This window comes from Gilliamella sp. CG22, assembly GCF_046635725.1.
GTDB classification, from domain to species: domain Bacteria; phylum Pseudomonadota; class Gammaproteobacteria; order Enterobacterales; family Orbaceae; genus Gilliamella; species Gilliamella apicola_I.
In genome coordinates this window covers 242,384-265,217 of the sequence record NZ_JBIDFK010000004.1, presented here as the reverse complement: position 1 = coordinate 265,217, position 22,834 = coordinate 242,384, and the positions used below count along the sequence as shown (strand labels likewise).

At 36.0% G+C, this 22,834-nt stretch carries 15 protein-coding genes and 1 pseudogene; 8 read left to right on the top strand and 8 right to left on the bottom strand.

Annotation, left to right across the window (positions count from 1 at the left end; all coding sequences use genetic code 11):
- Nucleotides 1–7 precede the first annotated feature (7 nt).
- From ACGH46_RS05800 to ACGH46_RS05765, 8 genes are all read right to left on the bottom strand, one after another.
- A complete protein-coding gene (locus tag ACGH46_RS05800) occupies nt 8–682 on the bottom strand; it encodes a helix-turn-helix transcriptional regulator (protein ID WP_267380607.1) in 675 nt (224 codons plus the stop codon).
- Between the two features lie 764 nt (nt 683–1,446).
- Nucleotides 1,447–6,390 (bottom strand): DNA repair ATPase, encoded by a 4,944-nt coding sequence (locus ACGH46_RS05795; protein WP_411604682.1) that lies wholly within the window; start codon nt 6,388–6,390, stop codon nt 1,447–1,449.
- A gap of 119 nt (nt 6,391–6,509) precedes the next feature.
- Nucleotides 6,510–8,621, bottom strand: coding sequence for a hypothetical protein (locus ACGH46_RS05790; protein ID WP_411604679.1), 2,112 nt, complete (start codon nt 8,619–8,621; stop codon nt 6,510–6,512).
- Between the two features lie 30 nt (nt 8,622–8,651).
- On the bottom strand, nt 8,652–9,305 hold the full coding sequence (locus ACGH46_RS05785) for an OB-fold-containig protein (RefSeq protein WP_267350747.1): 654 nt from the start codon (nt 9,303–9,305) through the stop codon (nt 8,652–8,654).
- A 73-nt stretch (nt 9,306–9,378) separates the two neighbouring features.
- Nucleotides 9,379–10,071 carry a PspA/IM30 family protein gene (locus tag ACGH46_RS05780; protein WP_411604677.1) on the bottom strand — a complete coding sequence of 231 codons (693 nt, stop codon included), beginning with the start codon at nt 10,069–10,071 and terminating at the stop codon, nt 9,379–9,381.
- Nucleotides 10,072–10,107: 36 nt separating this feature from the next.
- A complete protein-coding gene (locus ACGH46_RS05775; protein WP_267359604.1) occupies nt 10,108–10,737 on the bottom strand; it encodes a YjfI family protein in 630 nt (209 codons plus the stop codon).
- A 364-nt stretch (nt 10,738–11,101) separates the two neighbouring features.
- On the bottom strand, nt 11,102–13,405 hold the full coding sequence (locus tag ACGH46_RS05770; protein ID WP_411604674.1) for a TonB-dependent receptor domain-containing protein: 2,304 nt from the start codon (nt 13,403–13,405) through the stop codon (nt 11,102–11,104).
- A 136-nt stretch (nt 13,406–13,541) separates the two neighbouring features.
- Entirely contained in the window at nt 13,542–14,393 is an 852-nt protein-coding gene (locus tag ACGH46_RS05765) for a hemin ABC transporter substrate-binding protein (protein WP_411598670.1), read from the bottom strand.
- A 340-nt stretch (nt 14,394–14,733) separates the two neighbouring features.
- On the opposite strand from ACGH46_RS05765, the pseudogene hutW reads away from it, so the two are divergent.
- The 8 genes and pseudogenes from hutW to ACGH46_RS05725 all read left to right on the top strand — a co-directional run.
- Nucleotides 14,734–16,047, top strand: a pseudogene (gene hutW / locus ACGH46_RS05760) (heme anaerobic degradation radical SAM methyltransferase ChuW/HutW); the annotation flags it as partial.
- Nucleotides 16,048–16,172: 125 nt separating this feature from the next.
- Nucleotides 16,173–16,673 (top strand): heme utilization cystosolic carrier protein HutX, encoded by a 501-nt coding sequence (hutX, locus tag ACGH46_RS05755; RefSeq protein ID WP_065558198.1) that lies wholly within the window; start codon nt 16,173–16,175, stop codon nt 16,671–16,673.
- An 18-nt stretch (nt 16,674–16,691) separates the two neighbouring features.
- Nucleotides 16,692–17,330 (top strand): NAD(P)H-binding protein, encoded by a 639-nt coding sequence (locus ACGH46_RS05750; protein ID WP_411598669.1) that lies wholly within the window; start codon nt 16,692–16,694, stop codon nt 17,328–17,330.
- 106 nt (nt 17,331–17,436) lie between these two features.
- A complete protein-coding gene (locus ACGH46_RS05745) occupies nt 17,437–18,363 on the top strand; it encodes a FecCD family ABC transporter permease (protein ID WP_411604698.1) in 927 nt (308 codons plus the stop codon).
- A 16-nt stretch (nt 18,364–18,379) separates the two neighbouring features.
- A complete protein-coding gene (locus ACGH46_RS05740; RefSeq protein WP_411596573.1) occupies nt 18,380–19,153 on the top strand; it encodes a heme ABC transporter ATP-binding protein in 774 nt (257 codons plus the stop codon).
- 84 nt (nt 19,154–19,237) lie between these two features.
- A complete protein-coding gene (gene zntB, locus ACGH46_RS05735; protein ID WP_065558201.1) occupies nt 19,238–20,239 on the top strand; it encodes a zinc transporter ZntB in 1,002 nt (333 codons plus the stop codon).
- 377 nt (nt 20,240–20,616) lie between these two features.
- Complete coding sequence (locus ACGH46_RS05730; RefSeq protein WP_411604671.1) at nt 20,617–20,886, top strand: GNAT family N-acetyltransferase; 270 nt, start codon at nt 20,617–20,619, stop codon at nt 20,884–20,886.
- A gap of 15 nt (nt 20,887–20,901) precedes the next feature.
- Nucleotides 20,902–22,794, top strand: a complete 1,893-nt coding sequence (locus ACGH46_RS05725; RefSeq protein WP_411598666.1) for a DNA topoisomerase III — start codon at nt 20,902–20,904, stop codon at nt 22,792–22,794.
- Nucleotides 22,795–22,834: the final 40 nt, after the last annotated feature.

Sequence of the window (22,834 nt, the reverse complement as noted above, 5' to 3'; positions counted from 1 at the left end):
AAATCGGTTATCCATGCTTCCTCAATAACATGGATTGGCTTAACATAACCTTTCCATGTATATAAAGTTGATCAATCTCATCTTCGCTAATATCCCATTCTTTGTATTTTTTATTATCGGATATTACAATAAGTTTGTTCTTGATTTTTTGAAGACGTTTTACGTATAGACACTGTCCAAAAGTAAAAACATAAATGCCATCACCAATGAACTCCTTCTTTGAGACATCGACATAAATAGCATCACCACTATCGAATGTTCCCTGCATCGAATCACTGGCTATATTAATAATTTTCAAATCACTAGCATTAATACCCTTAAATATTATTTTTGCTTGATCTAAATCATATTTCACCAATTTAATAACTTGCATAACATCAGAATCAATATAACCTTTACCTGAATAAGAAGTAATATCTAAAACTTCGATGTAAAAATTATCGTCATTGAATTCGTTCGGGGTGATGTTTTCTGAAGCAGAACCATCGGAATTTATAATGATTTTATTAATTTCCAATGTTTTCATTATTGAGCTGATTATATCGGTATCTGGTTTTCGTCTACCCGACAACCAGTGAGCAATACTACCTTGGGTAACATTTAATTTTTCAGCCAAACTCTCCTGAGTTTCACCTAACATTCTCATTTTATTTTTTACTATATTTTGCCATGTGTTAAGCATAAAACTTCTCCTTAACTTAAATTATTACAGTTTGTTTTTAATAGACAACTAACAAAATGTAATATTTTTGATCAAATTAAATTACATTATGTAATACTATCAATGGGTTGTTATTAAGCAACAGAATTTAAAAATTAAGGCAAATAGTAATCATGCTATATGCTTAAGCGATAAAATTTGTTTTTTGAAAGTTCATATTTTGTATTTTGAAAAAGAGATAGGTATTTAATCAATATTTTTAAATTTTGATTCGAACTTAACGACGTTTAAATTAATGATTTGGTTTTTACTAATCCAACTCATTGCGTGTTTTGAAGAGCAATATATTGCTTCAACGGAAGATGGAACTTACCCTGAATTATGATCAATTCGTTCAATATATTGGACATTTGATAATCACTTAAAAATTGCGAGAAATTTATTATTCTGTGACAACATTAATTAATTAAGGATTCATGCATGATGCGAAAAATTTTACTCGTTTATATCAATATATGATGATAGAACAGTTAGTTTTAAAATTAATATTATATTCTTTGGTGAATTATTAATTAAAGAATAAAGATCCTTATTCACCTGAATTAAAAATGAATATTTATGTGTCTTCTGAATTAATGAATTTGATGTTATTAAGTTAAACTTCTTGATTATTGTCTGGTTTAATTGTTTATCAATTTTGTTTTAACCTAACTGAATAATCATGGTCATCATTTTCTAAGAAAAAGCGGAAAATTCATTTCCGCTTTTTTAATAAAATAACCAGTTTATAACTTTAATGCTTGAACACTTTGTACTAAGTCAGCTAGTTGGGTAACAATTTGGTTACCGGTATTCGCTTCGTCACCACCTAGTGTTTTATTGCGCATAAAGTCAGCTTTGATTTGTTGCCAACGTTTAGTTTGTTCTTTTGTTAACACCCCTCGAATTTCAGCAAGTTTAAGCAGATTTTCTTCTGCGCCGTTGGTCAGCAGTTGTGCCTCGCCCAAGTAGTGATCTTCAATAATTTGATTGAGTTCATCATCATTCATTACGGAAGAAACTTTTTCGGCTAATTTGTTCATGTTTCGATAACTACCTTGTAACTTGAACGGCGGTTCTGTTCGATATTTATCGGATTGCGCTGCGCTAATAATGTATTGCTGGTTGACTTTAAAGACCACTTCTCGAATTTTCAGTAAATGACGCAGTACGGCTACAATTTCGCTAATTTCCGCTTGGCTATAGGCATAGCTAAGTTCGTTGGTGTTGAGCGGTTTTCCTTGCGCATGGTCGATAAACTGATATAGGTCATTAAGATCACGCAGTGCCAATGGCGATAATATTGGATTTGATGTTAAGCAGTTTTCAATGTAACTTGATGCAAACACTTCATCCATGCCACCTAAAACTTCACCTAAGTTATAAATATCTGCACGGTTGGCTAACATGTCAGGGATTTTGAAAACTTCACCCGATTCGGTATAAGGGTTGCCAGCCATAATGACACAGAATTTTTTACCCCGTAGGTCATAGGTTTTGGTTTTTTCTTTCCATACCCCTTCAATTCGGCGAGAACCATCACATAACGAAATAAATTTTTGTAAAAATTCTGGGTTAGTGTGTTGAATATCGTCAATATAAAGCATGACGTTATTACCCATTTCGAGCGCTAAATTGAGTTTTTCAAGTTCTTGTCGTGCGGTGGCATTTGGCGCTTGCTGTGGATCGAATGATAATACGCTGTGTCCTAGTGCCGGGCCGTTAATTTTCATAAATATTAAGCCAAGTCGATTAGCCACATATTCCATTAAGGTTGTTTTACCGTAACCTGGTGGCGAGATAAGTAGTAATAACCCCATTAAGTCAGTACGGCGACTTTCACCGACAGTGCCCATTTGTTTTGCTAAATTGTCCCCAATGATTGGTAAATAAACTTGGTTGATCAGTTTATTACGCACAAATGAACTGAGTGGTTTAGCTTTGAATTCTTCAAGATGTAATTGCTCACGTTGTTCATCCAGCACTTCTTGACGCAGGCTTTGGTAATGTTGGAATTGCGGTATAACGACACGTGATTGTTTACGCATGCGACTAAAGAAGTCATCAAGATTGATTTGTAACACCCCTTGTGTAATTGAAGGGTGTTCACCTAATAAATCATTGACGGTGATATCCAGTTCAATTTCGCTGATTGCTAAAGTGATGTTACTTTCTTTATCCAACATGCATAGTAAAGTGGCTTCGGCGATGTATTCACTCAATTTTTGATATTGGGGTAGGGTACAAAGCCCTTTAAACCAACTTTCAATAAGATTCCAACGGTCAGCCAGTCGTTTTTTGAGATTTAATTGCGATTGGTTAAAATCACTCCACATGTGCGATTCTTCTAATCGAGTATTTAATTCTTCATATAAATAATGGCTATATTTGCTTAACGTAAATTGTTGTGGAATTTCAGCTAAGACATAGCTTAAGTATTCGCTTGCCTGTTTAATATGGTAAGGTTCATGTTCGATTGGCTGTTTTTGTAAGAATAGAGTGAGTTCAACCGATATTTCGTGTTGTAGATTTTTTAATCCTTCTTCATGTCCAAATAATGCTTGTATATCCTTACACGTTTTGGCTCGTTCTGGCCATAATCTGACGATATCATTTTTTTGGTTGTGATACCAAAATAGTATCGCTAAGCTACGTGCTAGAGGATTGTATCTGAGTAGTTTGGCGGCTTCACCAAGTGGAACAATTTTCGATAATATTTTTACCGCATCGTGATCATGTATCCCTTTTTCATAACCTTCTCGATAGCGTAAGGCAGCGTAGTCACGTACCGTTTTATTTAGAATTTCGGGTTGATTCAGTTGGCTGATTAAATCTTCATAACTTAAATTATGTTCTTTTTTTAATGCCGAGTTGATGATCGAATAGGCAAGATACTCTGCTCGATAGACAGTAGGGGATTCAGATTCAAGCGAAATAGTCCAAAAAGGTTGATAACTTTCTAATTTTGGATGGACTATTTTTTCTTGGTAATCTGTACCGGTCAATTGTAAGTAAAGATGATGTTCTTTGGGTACAATGGTTAGGTCAAGTTCTTGTGTGTTGACGCTAAATTTATGTCTTGGCCCTAATTTAATGACATTTCCACCCGATTCAAAAATTTCGGATTTGTCACGTAAAGAACGTATTGCTTGATCTCTGGCACTTTTGAAGCGTGATTCAATATCATCAGCTTTGACATTATCAAAAAGCGCACGTAATTTTTCGACTATTTCACGAATTTTCAGCGCTAAAGGATCGGCAACAAAAAAGGCATTGAGTTCGTTTTGATCTGAAAATTTAGCGGTTCGTCTTGGAATACTGTCTAAAATTCTATCAGCAGCAGTGAGTAGCGATTCCGTTCGTCTTGTTCGATCTTCCAGTAGCGCTTGTTTGTGCGTTTCGAATGATTCTAAGATTTCTTCACGTTTTGCCAGTATGTCATTTAAAAACTCTTCACTTTCGCTAAACTGATTTTCCAGTTCTTCAAGTTGAACTAATAGCCTTGATAGTTCATCGTCACATTTTTCTGGCGTGGTGGCTAAGCTTAATGCACTGGCAATACTTTGACTAAATAGTTTGAATTGCGCACCAAATTGCGCCACCATTTCAACACTGGATAGATTTTTCCGTTTTTGGTTAATGCGTGCTTTGGTTTGATTGAGTTTGGCATAAACTTCGGCGATCGATTCAATGATTTTGGTTTGTAGTGTTACGTCATCAAATTTTAATGATGCCATTAATTGCGAAAGCATATCTAAGTTTTCAGACATTTGGTCAGTGGTTTTTATCGGTTCGATAAGTTTGGCGACTGTGTCTGCTTTAGTAAGATATTTTTCAATTTCATCTATTTGGGTGATAAACGGTTCAAGGGCTTTATCACTGCCTAAAAATTCGGCTGTCGCTAAAGATACGATAGATTGGCGTTCTTTTAAGGCTTTTTCCATTATGTCGATCTGATTCAAATCAATATAACGGTAGGTTCTTAATGTCACTAAACTACCTAACTGCATTTTTATCGCATTTAGCGCATCGACATATTCTTGTGTTTCTTGCCAGCTGTCGGGATAGAGTTTGGCTAATAAGTCTTGTTGGTTTGAAATCGCTTCACGCATGGCGCTTTCAGATTGTCGGCGTATGCTTTCCACTTTTTCATATTCATCTATCACTAATTCACTCGTTTGTATAATGTTACGTAGTACAGGCGTAAAAGATAGATTTTTCTCGTCGTTGAGCCAAAAATAGCTGTCAAATAACCGTTTTGTGTCTTCACTTAGTTTGCTGTATAGTTGGGATGAAACCGATTGGTTATCAATTTCACGTGCAATAAAGTAAAGATCTGAAATCCCTCTGACCAGTTCTGCATTACCAATCTTGCCTAAAAAACTGTTGTTAGTTGGTTGTGTTGCTGCAAATTCGTCACTATAAAAGGGGGTTTGCCAAATTTGCATTGGATGAACACGAGTCGGGTCGTTATTTTCACCTTCAAATACCACCATTCGACCGTCTTCAAACACTGCATAACCATGACCTAAAATTGGATTATCAAGTTTTCGTTCGATCATATTGTAGTTGAACAATGCTAAGCGACCTGAACTTGGTTCATAAAATATGTAGAGAACATCTTCCCCATTAGGTGAACGTCTGATACGTCTAAATCTCATACCCGACATGGATTGATCGAAAGTTTTATATTCCCCATTTTGTAGATAATATCCACCAGGAAAGATTACACCATGATCTTCTGGTAGCTGAATACAGGCTTGTCCAATAAAATCGATACGTTGGGCTTTTTGAGTGAGGGTGTTATAGATTAAATAGCGCCAGTTTTCTTCACGATACGGTAAGACTTTTAGCAAAATTAAGGATCCGACTTTTGCGTATTCAATTTTGGCATCATTAATGGATTGATTTTTATCGAGTACTTCTTCACTGTAGATTCCCAGCCCGTCATTGGTGTTGTTTTCACATTTTATGGTTAAGTCACCGCCAATGGTTTCAACAAAAACAGTATCTAAAATATTTACATGAGGGAATCGTCCATTGACGATATTGTCACGTGTGGTTTCAATCCATTCAAAATCGTAAGCTGGTGGTAGCGCTATATCACGTTCACCACGATTATCAATGTAATCAATGGTTTTTTTATCACTCGAAATTGACCAACGAAAAACACGAATGTCACTGACTCGCTCACCAATTTGGAAACTGGCAAGTAGCTTTCCATCTCGTTCAACTAATTGAAGTAATTGTGCATTTTTATAATAGGTGTAGAGTTCATTAAAATCTTGAACAAAACGATCAATATTTAAAAAGGTATTGGATAGATCAACTGAATCGGCTTCGTAATTGCCATCTCGTTCTACAAGTTGATAAAGCGAGAATACGTCTTCGATTTTGGTCTCTTTTTTTAATCCTAGAAAGACGTTGTAACCAAAAAGTAACCAATCACCAAATCGAACTATGTCTCTGGCAATACAGTTATTTTCAGTTCTGATGCGAATACGTCCGATAATTGACATGTCACTTTTGCCAAATTCGGTCAGTCGTTGTTGATTTAGGGCTTCGGTTTTTTGGTTTAGTTCTTGTCCTAGCGAAGTCAAACGTTTACGAAGGATTTCATAAGCACCGCCTTCGGCGACCGCTTTATCGAGTGTTGTTTGTTGTTCGTTTTCTTGTTCTATTTCTGCCATTTTTAACTCTTGATCATTATCCAGAAAGGCGATTGTTTTCGGTAGGCTATGATTGCCTTACCGAAAACAGGTGATAGTGATAATGTTGTTTTAATCATTATCAATAATGTGCAGTTGGGTTAGCTGTCACTTTCTTTTTTGCTATCCGATGGTAAAAATTGTTTAGCTAATGCTTTTAAATCAGTATTTTTTAATTTGTCTTTGATATCAATGTCTTTATTTCCGGATAGGCGTGATAAGACTGATTGTAGAACAGATTGCAGAACAGGGCTTTGGTTAACTGTTCCTTCAATTGCTTTACCTACGCTAATGGCTTTAGAGAAGCTGTTAAAGAAGTTGTCATTACCGCCAACAATTTCAATATTTGCTTTACTAAATGCAGCTGCAAGTACGTCTGCTTGTTCTTTAGCGATTTCTTTATTCGCTGCAATTGCTGCCATTGCTTGTTCAAAGCCTTTTTCGAGTGCCAAGCGGAACTCTTCATGATTTTTAGATTGTTCACTCATAGTGCCCATTGCTTGGAATTTTTCAATTAAACCATTTGCTTCAGCGGTTAGGCGTTCACGTATAATCAGTGCTTCAGCCAGACCTTGTTCTTTCATTGCAGCGGCTTTAGCAAATCCAATGCGTTCATCACCACGTGCTTGAGCGGATAGTTTTTCTTCCAGTATTTTCGCTTCAGTTAGACCTTGTTTTTCAGTTGCTGTCGCTTTCGCTTCAATGACTTTTGCTTCAGATAATCCTTTTTCTTGATTTCCTCTTGCTTCTGCTAATAAGGTTTCAGCGGTAATGTTGGCTTTGACTAATCCTTCTTTTTCTTCCGCTTCGGCACGTGCTTTACGAACTTTTGCTTCAGCAAGTCCAATTGCCGCTTCTTCCGCTTCTATACCTTGAGCAAGTTGTTTTTTCGCTTCGGCTTGTTTTGCAGCAGCTTCAAGTTCGGCTTGTGCCATGGTGCTAAGTTCGACCGCACGATGTTTCGATGCTTGTTCATCCGCTTCGGCTTGTTTAACTTGTTTGACTAATTCTTGCTCTGCTCGTGCTTCGGCTTCGATAATTGTTGTTTGTTTTTCTCGATCCGCTTTGGATACTTCACGCACTTCTTTGATGTTTTCTTCTTCAATCGCAACGGTTTTTTCAACGGCAACACGTTCACGAATCACATTGGCAATATGTTTCTTTTCTTCTTCAAGAACTTTATCTTTTTCGATTCGTTGTAATTCAACTTCACGTTCACGAGCGACGATTTCAAGTGAGCGAGCACGTTCAACACGTTCTTCTTCAATGGCAATTGCACGTAGGCGGTTTTGTTGTGCAACTTCTACTTCACGTAGACGATTTTCTTCACGAACTTCGATTTCTTGTTGCGATTGAATTCTTGCTTGTTCAGCTTTTAATCGCTCTTCTTCTTGAACTTTTAATGTTTCAGCTTGTTCACGTGCTCGAATCGTTTCAATTTCACGTTTTTGACGGGCTTCTGCATCGGCTTGTTGACGCTCAAGTTCTAATTTAGCTTCAATCGTTTCTGTGTCTTTTTTCTTTAAAGCTAATTCAAGATCTCTTTCCCGTTTGTTGGTTTCATCTTTATGAATAGCGGTGATAGCCGTGATTTTGTTAATCCCTTCCGCATCGAATATATTATCGGGATCGAGTGATTTAATTGGTGTTTGTTCTAAGTAATCGATAGCGACATCTTCTAACGCATAACCGTTAAGATCTTTTCCAATCACATCAATGATTCGTTCACGGAAATTCATCCGATCTTCAAAGAGTTTGGCGAGTTCGAATTGTTTACCAACTGTTTTCAACGCTTCCGAAAATTTAGCACTAAATAGGGTGCTGACCGCTTTTTGATCTGACGCACGATCAACGCCGATCGATTTTGCCACTTTTAACACATCTTCAGTGGTTTCATTAACACGTAAATAAAAGGCTACACAAATATCTGCACGTAGATTATCTTTACAGATTAATCCGTCTTTGCCTCGACGTTCTACATCAAAAGTAATCAATGATATTTTCATAAATTCTTTTTTGTAGATTACAGGATAGACTAACGCGCCAGTAAAGTGTACCTTCGGTCTTGACGTCATATCGTTAACAATAAGTGCAGTACCTTGCGGCACTTTTATATAAAATGCTTTAAATAATAAGAAAAATCCAACAATAACAATGAATATAATTCCGATTGTTAACAAGAAAAATATGACTGTATCTTGATTGATTGACATGATTTGTTTTTCTCCAAAAAAATAATTTTGTTATCCATTAAACTCGTCGAGGCTAATAATTTCATAGCTATTATTTGTTTTATCATAGCTTAGCAAAATGGCTTTATCGCCACGTTTGAATTGATATGATTCGTTACATCTAACTTGTAAGATTAGACCTGCTCCACCGTCTTCATACGTTGCTTCACCTTTGGTTTCGCTGACAGTACTGGAACGGATTTCAACAGTTTGACCTAATAATGATTTATGACTATTGGCTGTATTGAGTTTGCTAAAAATAGGGCGTAGAGGTTTTATTGTAAATGCGGTTAAGTACACCGCCGCGATGAAGGCAGTTATGAAAATTATTAATCCTAATAAGTAGTAAATTAGCGCATAATGACTAATTGGTATCATGAAAAAACGAAAAGAAAAATAGCAGATTGACCATCCAAATAAAGAGATTAGGGTAATGACTAATGTCATGGGGACTTCGTTGAATCCTAACTTCATGAGTAAACCGCTAAATCCTGAAGCTGGATTATCAGTTGATAATTGTTTGACATCTATATCAAAATCAATGTCTAAGCAATCAACCGTTAAAACGCCAATTGATGCAACCAACCAATACAGTACGCAAATCGTGACTAATCCACTAAAAATGACGACTGGAAAAGAAAAAAAGATTCCCCAGAAAAGATCCATTATATTTCCTTAAATTTCATTCTTCCAAATAGCGATATTTATAATTTTTAAGTTTAAAAAATAAATAACTATTTTAGTTTGTTTGTTTTTCTTTTAATCTGGCTAAAATTGCCATCGCGCTTTGATTGCCTGTTTTAATTCCTGCTGCTTCGAGCTTGTTATCAAGTGAACTTTCATTTTCTGCTGTTGCCAGTTCATTTTTTGCTTCAATAATGGCAGCATTTTTTTCCTGACGTTTTTTGATACGTTCTAAAGAATCTAACGCCGTTTGTAATTTAGCGGTCGAACTTCCATAACGTTGAGCAATCGCAGTTTGAGCTTTTTGCACGCTTTCGGTCGCTTTGACAATATCAACTTGTTGTTTTAAATTGCGAATGTTAATTTCAGTTTGTGAAATGGTTTGACGCAAGTTTTTTACACTGTCAGAAAAATAGATCACTTGTTTTTGGTAGTTATCATGTTCGTTTTCAAGTGTCACTAATTTTTCAGCAATTTCTAATGCAAGTTCTTCATTATTTGAATCTAATGCTTTTACTGCGTAGCCTTCATATTCAGTAATTTGAGTTTTAACTCTTTTTGCTTCTTTTTCCGCTATTTTTTGTTGAGCAAGAACGTTGGCAAGCGACTCTTTCGCTTGTTTAAGTTCTGCATCGGCGTCTCGGATTTCTTGATCCAATATGCGCAAAGCTTGGGTATCGATAATGGATTCACCGGCTTCGTTAATACCGCCTCGTAGTGCCGTAATCAGTTTTTTGAAAATGGTCATTGTTTAATCTCCTTATTGTTGATATTTATTCTGTAGTTAAATATTAAAGTAATGTTCGTAAGCTTCGGTCGCTTTGATCACATTATCGGATAAGGTTTCTAATTCATAAATGACATTACTTAGTATCGATGTCGCACTAAGCGCACCATACATAATATAGTTAACTGAGCCATCTCCCGTTTTTTCAATCGCAATGGTTGATAATGGGAAAAGTTTACGAGTGCATAAAATTTCTTCGTTAAATTGGGATTGTTGTTTAATTATATTAACAGGCCAAAGTAGCGCTTCAACAATAATTTGTTGATTTGATACACTTAAAAATAGTGGTAAGTCACCATATTCATGCATGATAATATGCAAACAAGCATCAACACCATCAATGATTTCGATACTTGCAGAACCTTGTTTAACTAATTCAGAATTGTTTAATTCATCATAAAGATCTGTAATTAACCAAACTTTATTATTTTTCATTTCGTTATATTCCTGTTTATCATTAAAACGCTGGTTGTTTATTACCAAAGGTTGTCGAAATTGCTTTTCAATGTCGAGTAACCTTGAAGTATTTTCTGGCAAAATCCAAACTTCTTTTTTGATTAAGCCCTGATCACGCAGACGTTGTCGATACTGCTGCTGATAAAAAGCCGAGCTTTTTGTCTCTTTCATTTTTTTCATAAAAATTAGTTAAGATTTTGTTAGTGTTTAATGTGAACAATATTATCATAAAAACATTACATGTAAACATTACATGTAATGTTTTTTTATGATGATTATTTATTCATGAAAAATTGAGTTATTTTTAAATAATTATTTGATTAATTGTGCTTTATTAATAGTTGTCTGTTGAGCAGCCATTAACGATAGGATAATTAATCTTTATTCAGCGCCATATTATTGAATAAATTTGAAACGTGTTCAATTCGATTTGTTGTTTTTTTTGATGTACCGAATTTTAGGCTAGCTTGATCTCCTTTTCTAACAAAAACCCGCATAAGCGGGTTAATTGTCAACATTATGTTATCAGGCGATTTTAAAAATCGATATCTAAGCCGAGTTGGAATGTTCGACCCGGTGCAGTAAATAGATCGAGGTATTTACGATCAGATGAACGATATAACTTGTTATTACTTAAATAATCCCAGTATTTTTGGTCGGTAAGATTATAAATACCACCACTTAACTTGACGTTTTTAGTGATGTTAACATAGCTGGTTAAGTCAATGACACCATGTCCTGCGATTCTAAAATATTCTTCTTTTGAATCAGGAATGGGTTTACCATCATTGTTATAGGATTCCCGTGAAGTTGGGGTGGTTTTTTTGCCTTTTTGGAAAGTTGCATTAATTGCAATACCATAAAATTTATTTGGATCATCCCATGCTAAACCAATGGTACTTTTGAGTGGGGCGATAGAGTCCATTTCAACATATTTGTCACCTAAATAGCTCGATTTTGATTTACCTTGGTTGTAGCCGATTGCAAATTTAGCTGTTAAGCCATTAGCTTGGTCGAACCATGAACCAAAATTAAATTCACTGCTTAATTCGGCACCATAAATGTGCGCTTTATCACGGTTTTCGGCTTGATAAACCAGTCGATTACCCGTTCCGACAAAATCTTTTTTATAGCGTGTGTAAGCGATAAAATTTTTGTATTTATTGTAGAAAGCTGCGGTGGATAAGGTTATTCCTGTCATGGGATGACCTTTAACACCTAATTCAAAATTGTCGCTTGTTTCGGTTTTGAGATTAGAGTCACCAACCAGTACATACATGGTGCTATGCGCTAAATAAGAACCATAAAGTTGATTTTGGTTTGGCATTTGTGCGCTGCGTTTATATTGTAGGTAAGCTGTAAAATTAGGATTGATGTCGTACATCAAAGCGAGTGAAGGTAATAGCTGGAAATCACTGTTACTTTTATATTGTTGGCTTAGTCTAGATGCATCTGCAATGGTGACAGCCATATTTTCTAAATGACGTGGCTTTGTTTTTTGATAAATTGCTCGAATGCCAGGTACTAAGTAATAGTTATGATGATCATTAATATTGAAGGCGATTCGGTCTTCAATAAATCCACCAAGTTGATAAGTACGGCTGTCAGCTTGGGGTTTAGTGTAATCTCCGTCAGGGAAAATCTTTCCATATCTTGGTTTGGCTGATGTATAAAATGGCGATTCGTCCTCACTCCATTTACCATTTAAACCAGCACTTATTTTTTGATTATTATATTGTTTTAGCAAGGTGGTAATAAAATTATAGGCTTTAGTATTGTAATTGGTTTGAATGTTATATTGACCATTTGTTGTATGATTTAGATAGGTGCTGTCATATACATTCGTACGTTGATAATTTAATTGCGTTGTCAGGCTATCTATCCAATTAATATTGGTTGGTGTCCAGTGATCTTTAATTGCCAAATTGAAGCGGTTGTTTTTACTTCGTTGCTTATCATGCGATTCAATTTTTTTACCATTTTTGTCCCATGTATCATAATGAGAATTTTTGGTTTTGTTATTGTAATCAATGGTCGTATTAAGCTGATGCTCATCGGTCATTTGCCAGCTGAAACCCGCAAGAATTGAATTTGAATGGTAGTTTTCCGGATAGTTATTAATTGAGTTTCCGTAATTTCTTCCTTGCTGTCCATCACGACGACTTAATACGATAATTCCGTTTAGTTCATCATCACCGCCTGCTAATGTGATACCTTGATGATAGCTTCTGTCGGTGCTGTCATAATTATTTTGGAATCCAAAATAGCTGGTTTTTCCGGGGTAGAGGTAATAGCTAGCAGTTTTAGTTTGAAACGACACCGATCCACCAAGTGCATTATTGGCATTACTTACCGAAGTTGCACCAGATTGAATATCGACTTTGTTATACATATAGGTATCGATGTAATCGCGTCCTATTCCATACGAGCCAAAACCCGCTCGCCCGACAGAATTGACGCGTCCTTGTGCAATAGGCAGTGGCATTCCGTCAATATCGATAGAAACGCGATTAGCATCTAATCCTCGAATGTTGTAACCTGTAAAGCCTCCTCTGTCCCAACTACTTTTACCACTGCCAGAACCCGATATGTTGCCCGATGCTGAAATCAATGGTTGGTAGCGCATAAGCGTGCCAAAATTAGTTCCGCCGTCTCGTCGAATATCTTGTTCGGAAATTTCAGTATTGATACCCGGCTGTTTGATTGATTCGTGTGCCGTTACTGTCATGACATCGTTGATTTTTTCATCATCATGTTTTTCTGTTGCTATGGCAGGCATAACGAATGTTAAGCCTAAAGCTAGTGTGCCCGTTTTTTTTAAGTTCTTAATGTATAACATGTTTAACCTTCAATCTTACTAATCTAAATTAAATGATTTTTATCATTCGTTAAAAACAGTTTTCGTGATGCTTGATTGTTTTATCGTTACTGTTAAATGCCTTTAATGCTGAATAATCTAAAGTACTTTCAATTGATTATTCTGGGTAAAAAATTTGATAAAGCTGGGTAGCAACTTCATCCACTCGTGGCCCAATGCCAAAAAGATAACTGTCATCAATGGTTTTAATTCGATTATTTTTGTAAGCCGATGTTTCGGTTATGCCAGATATCGTTTGTAATTTATCCATACCCCCTAATTGTTGTATGGAATGGCTGTTTAATAAAATAACATCAGGATTCATCGCAATTAGCGATTCGGCGCTGTAATTTTTATAGCTGTTATGCGTCGCTAGATTTTCACCACCTGCAATGGTGATTAAGGCGTCAGCGGTGGTATTTTTACCGGCAATGGCATTACTTCCTCCCATTGTCATCATGAATAATACTTTGGTTTTTTGGGGATGCGTTTTAATCTTGTCTTGTAGCTTGGAAAGATGGGTTTTTATTCTGGTAATTAATTGATTACCCTCATGTTGCTTGTTGAGTTTTTGAGCAATCTTTTCAATGTTTTGATAAAGTAATTCAACTGTGCCTGGGACACGTGGTAATGCCAATACGTCAACGTTAGCTTGATGCATTTGTGTTAAAACGTTGTCGGGTTCAATATCATTAAAGGCAATAAATAGCGTTGGTTTAAGCGATAATATACCTTCTATGTTGAGCAGTTTCCAATATCCAATTTGGGGTAGATGTTGAGTTGTTGCCGGATACGTACTGGTTTTATCAACACCGACCACTTGTTGATCTTCTCCCAAAGCATAAACAATCTCTGTTAACGATCCCCCAGCAATGACAATTCTTTGATTAGCTGAACTGATATTTATTAAACCTGATAATGTAAGTATAAGTAAAATAACACTCAGGTTTGTATATATTTTTTTAATCATTACATAATTCCTATAGCTAAAATACAGTTGCATTACACTATATTGAAAATGAGAACTATTATCAATAGTGATATGGTGATATTTTTACGTTTTAGTTGGATATTCGGTTTAAAACTAAGGGGAAATAGAGTAAGAACAATGAATGTTATAAGTGATTATTTTGTTAAAAATGGCAAAAAATTGAAAAAAGGAGATTCAAATTGGTAGTAAAAGAATCTCATCACTCATTGAAAAAATAAAAATATCTATCAAAGTATCAAATGGTTAATAAAAAATTAAATAAAATATATTGATAAATGATAATAATTATTATTTAATCTTTACAGAATATTTAATCAGAATGGCAGTTATGAAATCTTTAGATGTTAGTCCTTTTTATGCGTTAAATTCAGCACTTCCTTTTAAGGATCGCTGGGCGGTTATGCCCTTACAGGCAAGTTTACCCGTTGCCCCACACGAAATTGAACAAAAATGGCAAGAAATTCAAAATGCTGATTTGCGTGGTCGAAAGCGTCTTATTTATATTCATATTCCTTTTTGTGATATTCATTGTCAATTTTGTGGCTTTTATCAAAACCCCTTGCGTAAATTTGATACAAGTACTTATATCGATTATTTATTGAAAGAAATTTCATTGGAAATTAATAATAAAGCCATGCAATCCGCCCCCGTTCATGCCATTTATTTTGGCGGTGGTACGCCTTCGGCTTTAGCTGCCGGGCAATTAGCACGCGTTATCCGTTATCTTAAGCAATATGCGCCTTTAGCCCCCGATTGCGAAATTACGGTAGAAGGGCGTATTTCTGATTTTGATGATGAAAAAGTGGATAGCTATATTGAGGCGGGTGCTAATCGATTTTCAATTGGCATACAAACCTTCAATACGACAATCAGACAGAAGTTAGGTCGTCAATCAACAGAACAAGTAATTATCAAAAATTTTGAGCGTATTGCTTCACGTGATAGTGTGGCATTAGTCTGCGATTTGATGTTTGGTTTACCTAATCAAACTATTGAAACTTGGCAACGTGATCTTGAAATCGTCAATGATCTTCCGTTAGATGGTGTTGATCTTTATTCACTAAATTTACTACCTACCACACCGTTAGCAAAAGGGGTAGAAAACAACCGTATAGCGTTGCCGTCAGTAAGTGACAAATGTCATTTTTATCATCAAGGTGCTGAGTTTTTAGCTAAACAGGGGTGGGTTCATTTGACCAATGCGCATTGGGCTAAAACAAGTCGTGAACGTAACTTGTACAACTTTTTGATTAAGCAAGGTTCGCATTTTTTTGGCTTTGGATCGTGTGCTGGTGGTAAATTAGATTCGCATTCGTATATGCTTCATCGTGACTTAAATCAGTATTATATGCAACTTGATCAGGGCAAAAAACCCCTAATGATGTTAACAGGTAAATCCTTATTAGGGGATTGGTTACATCAATTACAAGCAGGCATTGAGAAAGGTCGAGTGGATTTGACTAAATTGACCGAGCATAGTCATTTATTTGATCCTTTAATTAAACAGTGGCATCAAGTTGGTTTACTTCAAGATGAGGATCATTGTTTACGACTGACATTATCTGGTCGTTTTTGGTCAAGCAATATTTTACAAGCTTTGCAGCAGTTGTTATTACAACTGAACAACCCCGAACATATTGAATTACAGCATAAAATGGCAAAGGCTAAGCAAGCAATGAAAGGTCATCCTGCTATGCCTGGTGCACATTCTGAAAAGAAAAATAATCAACCTATTTCACATCATTAAAGGATATTAACATGGTAGATAAGCAAACTCATCTCAGTAATCTTTCAACTTATATGCAAACAAATCCCGAGGAGTTATTAGAAAAAATTGCTCAAGATCATCAAGTGACTTTGACGCAAGTTATTCAAGCCTTACCGGATGCGAAAATTGTTGATGGTTCATATTTTGATATGATTTGGGATGAAGTGACAACTTGGGGCGATGTGTTATTTTTGATCCATACCGGAGATGTGATTGCTGAAATTTCAGGTGAATTACCGCCAGGTTCGCATAGTCAAAAATATTTCAATTTACGTCATCAAAAAGGATTAAGTGGTCATATTAAAGCTGAACATTGTCAATATATTGCTTTTATTGAACGTAAATTTATGAAAATGTCGACAGCTTCGATGATCTTTCTTAATCATATGGGACAATCAATGTTTAAAATTTTTGTGGGTCGTGATGAAAAACATCAGTTAAAACAAGATCAGTTAGAAAAATTTAGAGCATTAGCAAATAAAATTAACTAATGTTGAGATGATAATAGCATGAAAACAATATTAGTTTTTGGTGTCAGTCCAAAATTGGGTACGGGTTATCAGATTTGTCAGTTAGTTAAACAGTGCCAACCAAGTTGGCGTTGTATTGCATTGGTACGAGACGAAACTTTTGCCAAGCAGTTAAGTGAGCAAGGTATTGAGTGTCATGTCGGTGATGCGACCGACTCATCTATGGTTAGCCAGCTTTGTGCATTAGCCGGACCTGACGCCACAATTATTTCAACACTGGGTGGGGAAACCGGAAATTATCTAGCACAACGTATTATTATTGATTGTGCTGAACAAGCCAATATAAGGCAGATGGTGTTAGTCACATCCTTAGGTTGTGGTGATACATGGTCAACATTGTCGCTGCGAGCTAAACAAGCGTTTGGACATGCGGTACGTGAAAAATCGTTAGCGGAAGTTTGGTTACAAACTAGCACGCTAAAATACCTTATATTAAGACCGGGCGGATTACAAAATGGGGAACTAACAGGTAATGCAAAATGCTATTTTCAGCAAGAGGTACATGGACTGATTCATCGTATCGATTTAGCGAAAGTCATTATTGATAAAATAGCGCATCAGCAACTTAATAATAAAGCTTATACTGTTATTGATCCGAATCTTAAATTTGAACATTAAAATAGCATGAATGTAATTAAATCCATATTTTTAGCGAGGATAGTGAGTGCAACGTTATAGTCATCGTTCATTGTTATGGGGACTGTTTATCGTGCTGTTGGTTTTGATGGTTTTATCAGCTAATACGGGTGCTTTAACATTTCCAGTTTCTCAGTTATTGTCATTATCATTTGATGATCCATTGATGAATATTTGGTTGAATATACGTTTACCTCGTATTTTATTAGCAGTGATTGTCGGTATGGCATTAGCAACTTCAGGCGCTGTCATGCAAGGATTATTTCGTAATCCTTTAGCGGATTCAGGTTTGTTAGGCATCAGCAGTGGCGCTGGTTTATTGGTTGGTTTGTCAGTTTTATTTCCGACTATATTTCCACCAATTATGATGCTGTATGGAAAAATGTTTGCTGCTTTTTTGGGTAGTTTATTCATCTGTTTTCTGATCTATCTTTACAGTCTTCATGCCGAGTGTAATTTGGCCAAAATGGTGTTGTTGGGTGTAGCAATCAATGCCATTATCGGAGCAGTAATGGGATGCCTAAGTTATATTAGTGATGAAGCACAATTAAGACAAATGTCACTTTGGTCAATGGGGCATTTGGGTAAAGGATCGTGGGAATTAGTGTTAGTTGCTACTTCGTTAATTATCCCTGCTTTGTTAGCCATTTTGGTCCTTTCTCATCAGCTCAATATATTGCAATTGGGGGATGAAGATGCACACTATTTAGGTATTAATGTTATTCGTTTGAAGCAATATTTGTTGGTGTTTAGTGCCATTTTAATCGGTACATCGGTTGCAGTAAGTGGCATTATTGCTTTTGTTGGTTTGGTGGTTCCTCATATGATTCGATTACGTATTGGGGCTAATCATAGCGTGTTATTACCTGCATCAGCATTGGCAGGTGGCTGTTTATTACTCTCTGCCGATACTCTGGCAAGAACGGTTGTTGCACCGACTGAAATACCGGTAGGGTTATTGACAAGTTTAATTGGTGGACCTTATTTTCTTTGGCTCATTTTAAGGCACAAATAACGGGTATAATTTGACGATGTTGACAGCAAAAAACTTAACTTTTTATTGTGGTACTCGGTGTTTAATCGATGATGTGTCTTTAGATATTCAAGCTGGCGAAATTGCCATTATCATTGGTCCTAATGGTGCAGGTAAATCAACTTTATTACGGCTTTTAACGGGTTATCAGACACCATCATCTGGCGATATTTATCTTTTTGATAAAGCGATGACACAATGGTCTGCTAAGCAATTAGCTAAAGTGAGAACGGTGATGTTACAGCATAGCCAGATGACGTTTCCTTTTACGGTAAAAGAAGTGGTGGCAATGGGGCGAGCACCTTACGGTAAACTTCATTGCGAGCAAGCCATTCACGAAACTATGCAACAAACTGATTGCTTGAAGTTGGCCAACCGAGATTACCGTAGCTTGTCAGGCGGAGAACAGCAACGTGTCCAATTGGCTCGCGTTTTAGCCCAATTGTGGCAAGAGGAGCCAACTGAAAAGCTACTTTTTTTAGATGAACCCACTTCAGCATTAGATTTGTATCATCAGCAACATACATTGCGATTATTAAAACAACTCGCCAAAGAACAGCAACTGGCAGTGTGTTGTGTGTTACATGATCTTAATTTGGCTGCCTTGTATGCGGATAAAGTGTTGCTTCTTAGTCAGGGAAAAATCGTTAAGCAAGGTGCACCTGCTGAAGTATTAACTGTTGAAAATATTAATCATTGGTATGGGGTTGAATTAGGTATTATTCCGCACCCTAGTAATGCTTTGGTTCCGCAACTCTATTTAATGCCTTAATTTTGATAAATTAAGTTAATCAATCGCTCCATTTTTAAGCAATTTCAGTATATAATTAAGAAAACTTAACAAATGGGGCTTATAATGACGAATGAAAATAGTGAAAATTCCGTTCCTGTTTCAGATCTTATATCAGCAAAACCTGTTTTTAGTTGTCAATTTGATGGTAAAGGTAAAGCCAATCCTTTAAGTAATGATTGCCAAGCGACGGTGCAAAAGCCATGTTGGATCCATCTGGATTTTGCTAAATCCGAAACGATTAAGTGGATTAATCAGACAAAATTGATTCCGGATTTAGTGAAAAATGAGTTAATTAAACCCAACCAAATATCGAAAGAAATTCGTTTTGATACGGGTATTTTAGTCGTATTAAAAGGTGTCAATTATACGCCAAATGAATTACCCGATCCGATTGTAACCTTCCGTTTTTACATTACCGATAATTTAATTGTTTCGACCCGACATCAACAAATCGATGCGATTTTCCAATTAAAAGATAATTTAGAAAAAGGAATAGGGCCTGTTGATGTTGCTGATTGGTTAATTCAAGTATCCGAACTCATTAGTGATCAAGTCAATTTATCGTTTGATAGTGTACATAACAAAATTGTTAAACTTGAAGACTTAGTATTAAATCAGCGAATTCTTTCACATAAAGAAATTGGTCGAGTACGTAAACAGTTGATCATTCTTCGCCGATTATTATCTCCGCAGCGGGATATTTTTGTTAAAATTTCAACCGAAAGGATTTCTTGGATTGATGATAACGATCGCCAACGTCTACATGATATTTCTAATCAACAAAGCCACTATGTGTCAGATATCGATAGTTGCTTATTGCGTCTTGCCTCGATTATGGAGCAAATTAATAGCTTTTTGGCAGAATCGACCAATAAACGAATTTATTTAATGTCACTATTTACCATTATATTTACACCAATCACGTTTATAACCAGTTTACTTGGTGTCAATCTTGCCGGTATTCCTTTTAGTGAGCATCCTTGGTCTTTTGTTGGGTTAATCTTGATTCTTATTGTTATTTCTATTGTGTCTGCCATTTGGCTTAAGTTCAAAAAGTGGTGGTAAAAACCCGTTTTAAAATCACGACAACTAAAAAATGATAAAGCTGAATCTTGTAACATAATTAATCAATTAAATGATATTTTAAAAGCTTTAACATGCATTGTTGACGAGGTATTGGCAAAGTGATAAGTGTTGTGCTTTCAATCTTAGTTGATTTTAGCCTTGTGATAAGATTATAAATAATAACTGTCCTCTTTAGGGTATTAGGATTACTTAAGCAGGCTAAGCTTAGTCCCGTTCTTTTAATGCATTGTAAAAATTAGGTTATTTTTGTGTTTATTGTTGAGAATGATTTTCTGCAAATTATTGCGCTTGAATGGCGTTAAGACTTATGTAACAATTTTCAACCTTATTGAGCATTAATAACAGACTCAGCAGGATTGGAAATTTTAAAGGATAATATGATAATTTATGGAGCCTTACCGTATTTGGCCTATCACACTGGTTTTAAGATTGAATGGTACACGACAAAGCAAAAAAGTCGAAAAGAACAAAGTTTGATGTGTTTAGACAAACATATTTTAATTTGTTTTTATTGTCGCATTCTGCCTTGTAGGGATGCTGACAAGGCATTGTTATTGAAGATGTTAAATCATTTAAATTTTAGCGTTAAATCATCCTATCAAACTTATTTTGTTTCAAATTTATGATTAAGACTAATAATTATGCAATCTAATCAAACTTATCGTCTGTTTATTGCTGAAAAGCCCAGTCTAGCAAGGGCTATTGCCGATGTTTTGCCTAAACCACATCAAAAAGGAACGGGTTTTATCAAAGCCGCTAATGGCGATATTGTGAGTTGGTGTATCGGACATCTTTTAGAACAAGCCACCCCAGAAGTGTATGATGATCGCTTTAAAAAATGGGTGATTGATGATCTTCCTATTGTTCCGGAAAAGTGGATTTTGATGCCAAAAGGGAGTACAAAAAGTCAATTTGATATTTTAGTCGAATTGATTAAATCTGCCGATCAGATTGTACATGCAGGCGATCCAGATCGAGAAGGGCAATTATTAGTCGATGAAGTTTTGAATTATTGTCAACTCACGCCCGATAAACGCAAAACAATTAAGCGTTGCTTGATTAGTGATTTAAATGCCAGTGCAGTTGAAAAATCGCTTGAACAATTACGCAGTAATCAAGATTTTATTCCGCTCTCTACGTCAGCGCTTGCAAGAGCCCGTGCTGATTGGTTGTATGGTATTAATATGAGTCGTCTTTGTACACTGGTGGGGCAACGAGGCGGGTATCGAGGAGTGTTATCCATTGGACGGGTACAAACGCCTATTCTTGGTTTAGTGGTAAGGCGTGATTTAGATATTGAAAAGTTTGTTCCCAAACCGTTTTATGAAGTTTTTGCTGTACTTCAAACCCAGCATAATGAAATATTTAAGGCCAAGTGGCAACCTAGCGAAGCTTGTGCTCCCTATCAAGATGAAGAAGGGCGAGTTTTAGTCAAAGCATTAGCCGAAAATGTTTGTCAAAGAATTAAAGATCAAACCGGTATTATTGAGAAAGTCAGTAACAAAAAGAAAGAAGTTGCACCGCCTATGCCATTTAATTTATCTGCTCTTCAAATTGAGATGGCTAAAAAAAATGGGTTAAGTGCACAAGATGTGCTTGATATTTGCCAGTCATTATATGAAAAGCATAAACTGATCACCTACCCGAGATCCGATTGCCGTTTTTTACCCGAAGAGCATCTTAACCAAATAATCAGTGTAAAATTAGCAATCGAAAATAATTGCCCGGATTTACAGCCTGCTATTGAAAACGCTGATTTTAGTTTGCGGACAAAAGCTTGGAACGATAAAAAAGTTGAAGCGCACCATGCCATCATTCCAACACAGCGCAAGGCTAAAATGGACAATTTAACGGATAATGAAAAATTAGTTTATCAGGTGATTGCAACCCAATATTTAGCACAATTTTATCCTGTATATAAATACGCTGAATTACAAATTGATGTTGATATTCAAGGTGGAAAATTTATTGCTAGAGCAACGCAAATGCTTGAAGCAGGCTGGAAAGCGTTGTTTGGAACGAAAACTTTACAAGCTGATCAATCCGAAGCGGATGCAGAGAGTAATGGATTGTTAACTAAATTAGTGAAAAAAGGGGAGGCAGTGCAATGTATCGATGCTGAACTTATCAGTAAAGAAACACAACCCCCTAAACCTTTTAATGATGCAACTTTACTTTCCGCAATGACAGGTATTGCAAGATTTGTTAAAGATCCAGAGATTAAAAAAATATTGCGGGAAACCGATGGTTTAGGCACAGAAGCAACTCGAGCAGGAATAATAGAACTGTTATTTAAACGTCAATTTTTAACTCGACAAGGCAAAACAATTCGTGCCACTCCAGTTGGACGTAAGTTAATTTTATCGTTACCGGATATTATGTCTATCCCCGATATGACTGCGCATTGGGAACGACAATTAGATGAAATCAGTAAAAAGGCGTTTTCTTACCAACAATTCATGAATCAGTTAAATCAATCATTGCTTGAACTTGTAGAGCAGCTTAAAAATGCCCGTTTAAATATACGTGCTTAGTTCCCATATAACTATTAAGGCGACGTAAAGCTTAGATTTG

Coding starts and splice junctions, on each gene's coding strand:
- ACGH46_RS05775 (WP_267359604.1), bottom strand. CDS start 10,737: ATGAAAGAGACAAAAAGCTCGGCTTTTTATCAGCAGCAGTATCGACAA.
- ACGH46_RS05790 (WP_411604679.1), bottom strand. CDS start 8,621: ATGTCAATCAATCAAGATACAGTCATATTTTTCTTGTTAACAATCGGA.
- zntB (WP_065558201.1), top strand. CDS start 19,238: ATGACGAATGAAAATAGTGAAAATTCCGTTCCTGTTTCAGATCTTATA.
- ACGH46_RS05770 (WP_411604674.1), bottom strand. CDS start 13,405: ATGTTATACATTAAGAACTTAAAAAAAACGGGCACACTAGCTTTAGGC.
- hutX (WP_065558198.1), top strand. CDS start 16,173: ATGGTAGATAAGCAAACTCATCTCAGTAATCTTTCAACTTATATGCAA.
- ACGH46_RS05785 (WP_267350747.1), bottom strand. CDS start 9,305: ATGGATCTTTTCTGGGGAATCTTTTTTTCTTTTCCAGTCGTCATTTTT.
- ACGH46_RS05780 (WP_411604677.1), bottom strand. CDS start 10,071: ATGACCATTTTCAAAAAACTGATTACGGCACTACGAGGCGGTATTAAC.
- ACGH46_RS05725 (WP_411598666.1), top strand. CDS start 20,902: ATGCAATCTAATCAAACTTATCGTCTGTTTATTGCTGAAAAGCCCAGT.
- ACGH46_RS05740 (WP_411596573.1), top strand. CDS start 18,380: ATGTTGACAGCAAAAAACTTAACTTTTTATTGTGGTACTCGGTGTTTA.
- ACGH46_RS05745 (WP_411604698.1), top strand. CDS start 17,437: ATGGTTTTATCAGCTAATACGGGTGCTTTAACATTTCCAGTTTCTCAG.
- ACGH46_RS05765 (WP_411598670.1), bottom strand. CDS start 14,393: ATGATTAAAAAAATATATACAAACCTGAGTGTTATTTTACTTATACTT.
- ACGH46_RS05750 (WP_411598669.1), top strand. CDS start 16,692: ATGAAAACAATATTAGTTTTTGGTGTCAGTCCAAAATTGGGTACGGGT.
- ACGH46_RS05800 (WP_267380607.1), bottom strand. CDS start 682: ATGCTTAACACATGGCAAAATATAGTAAAAAATAAAATGAGAATGTTA.
- ACGH46_RS05795 (WP_411604682.1), bottom strand. CDS start 6,390: ATGGCAGAAATAGAACAAGAAAACGAACAACAAACAACACTCGATAAA.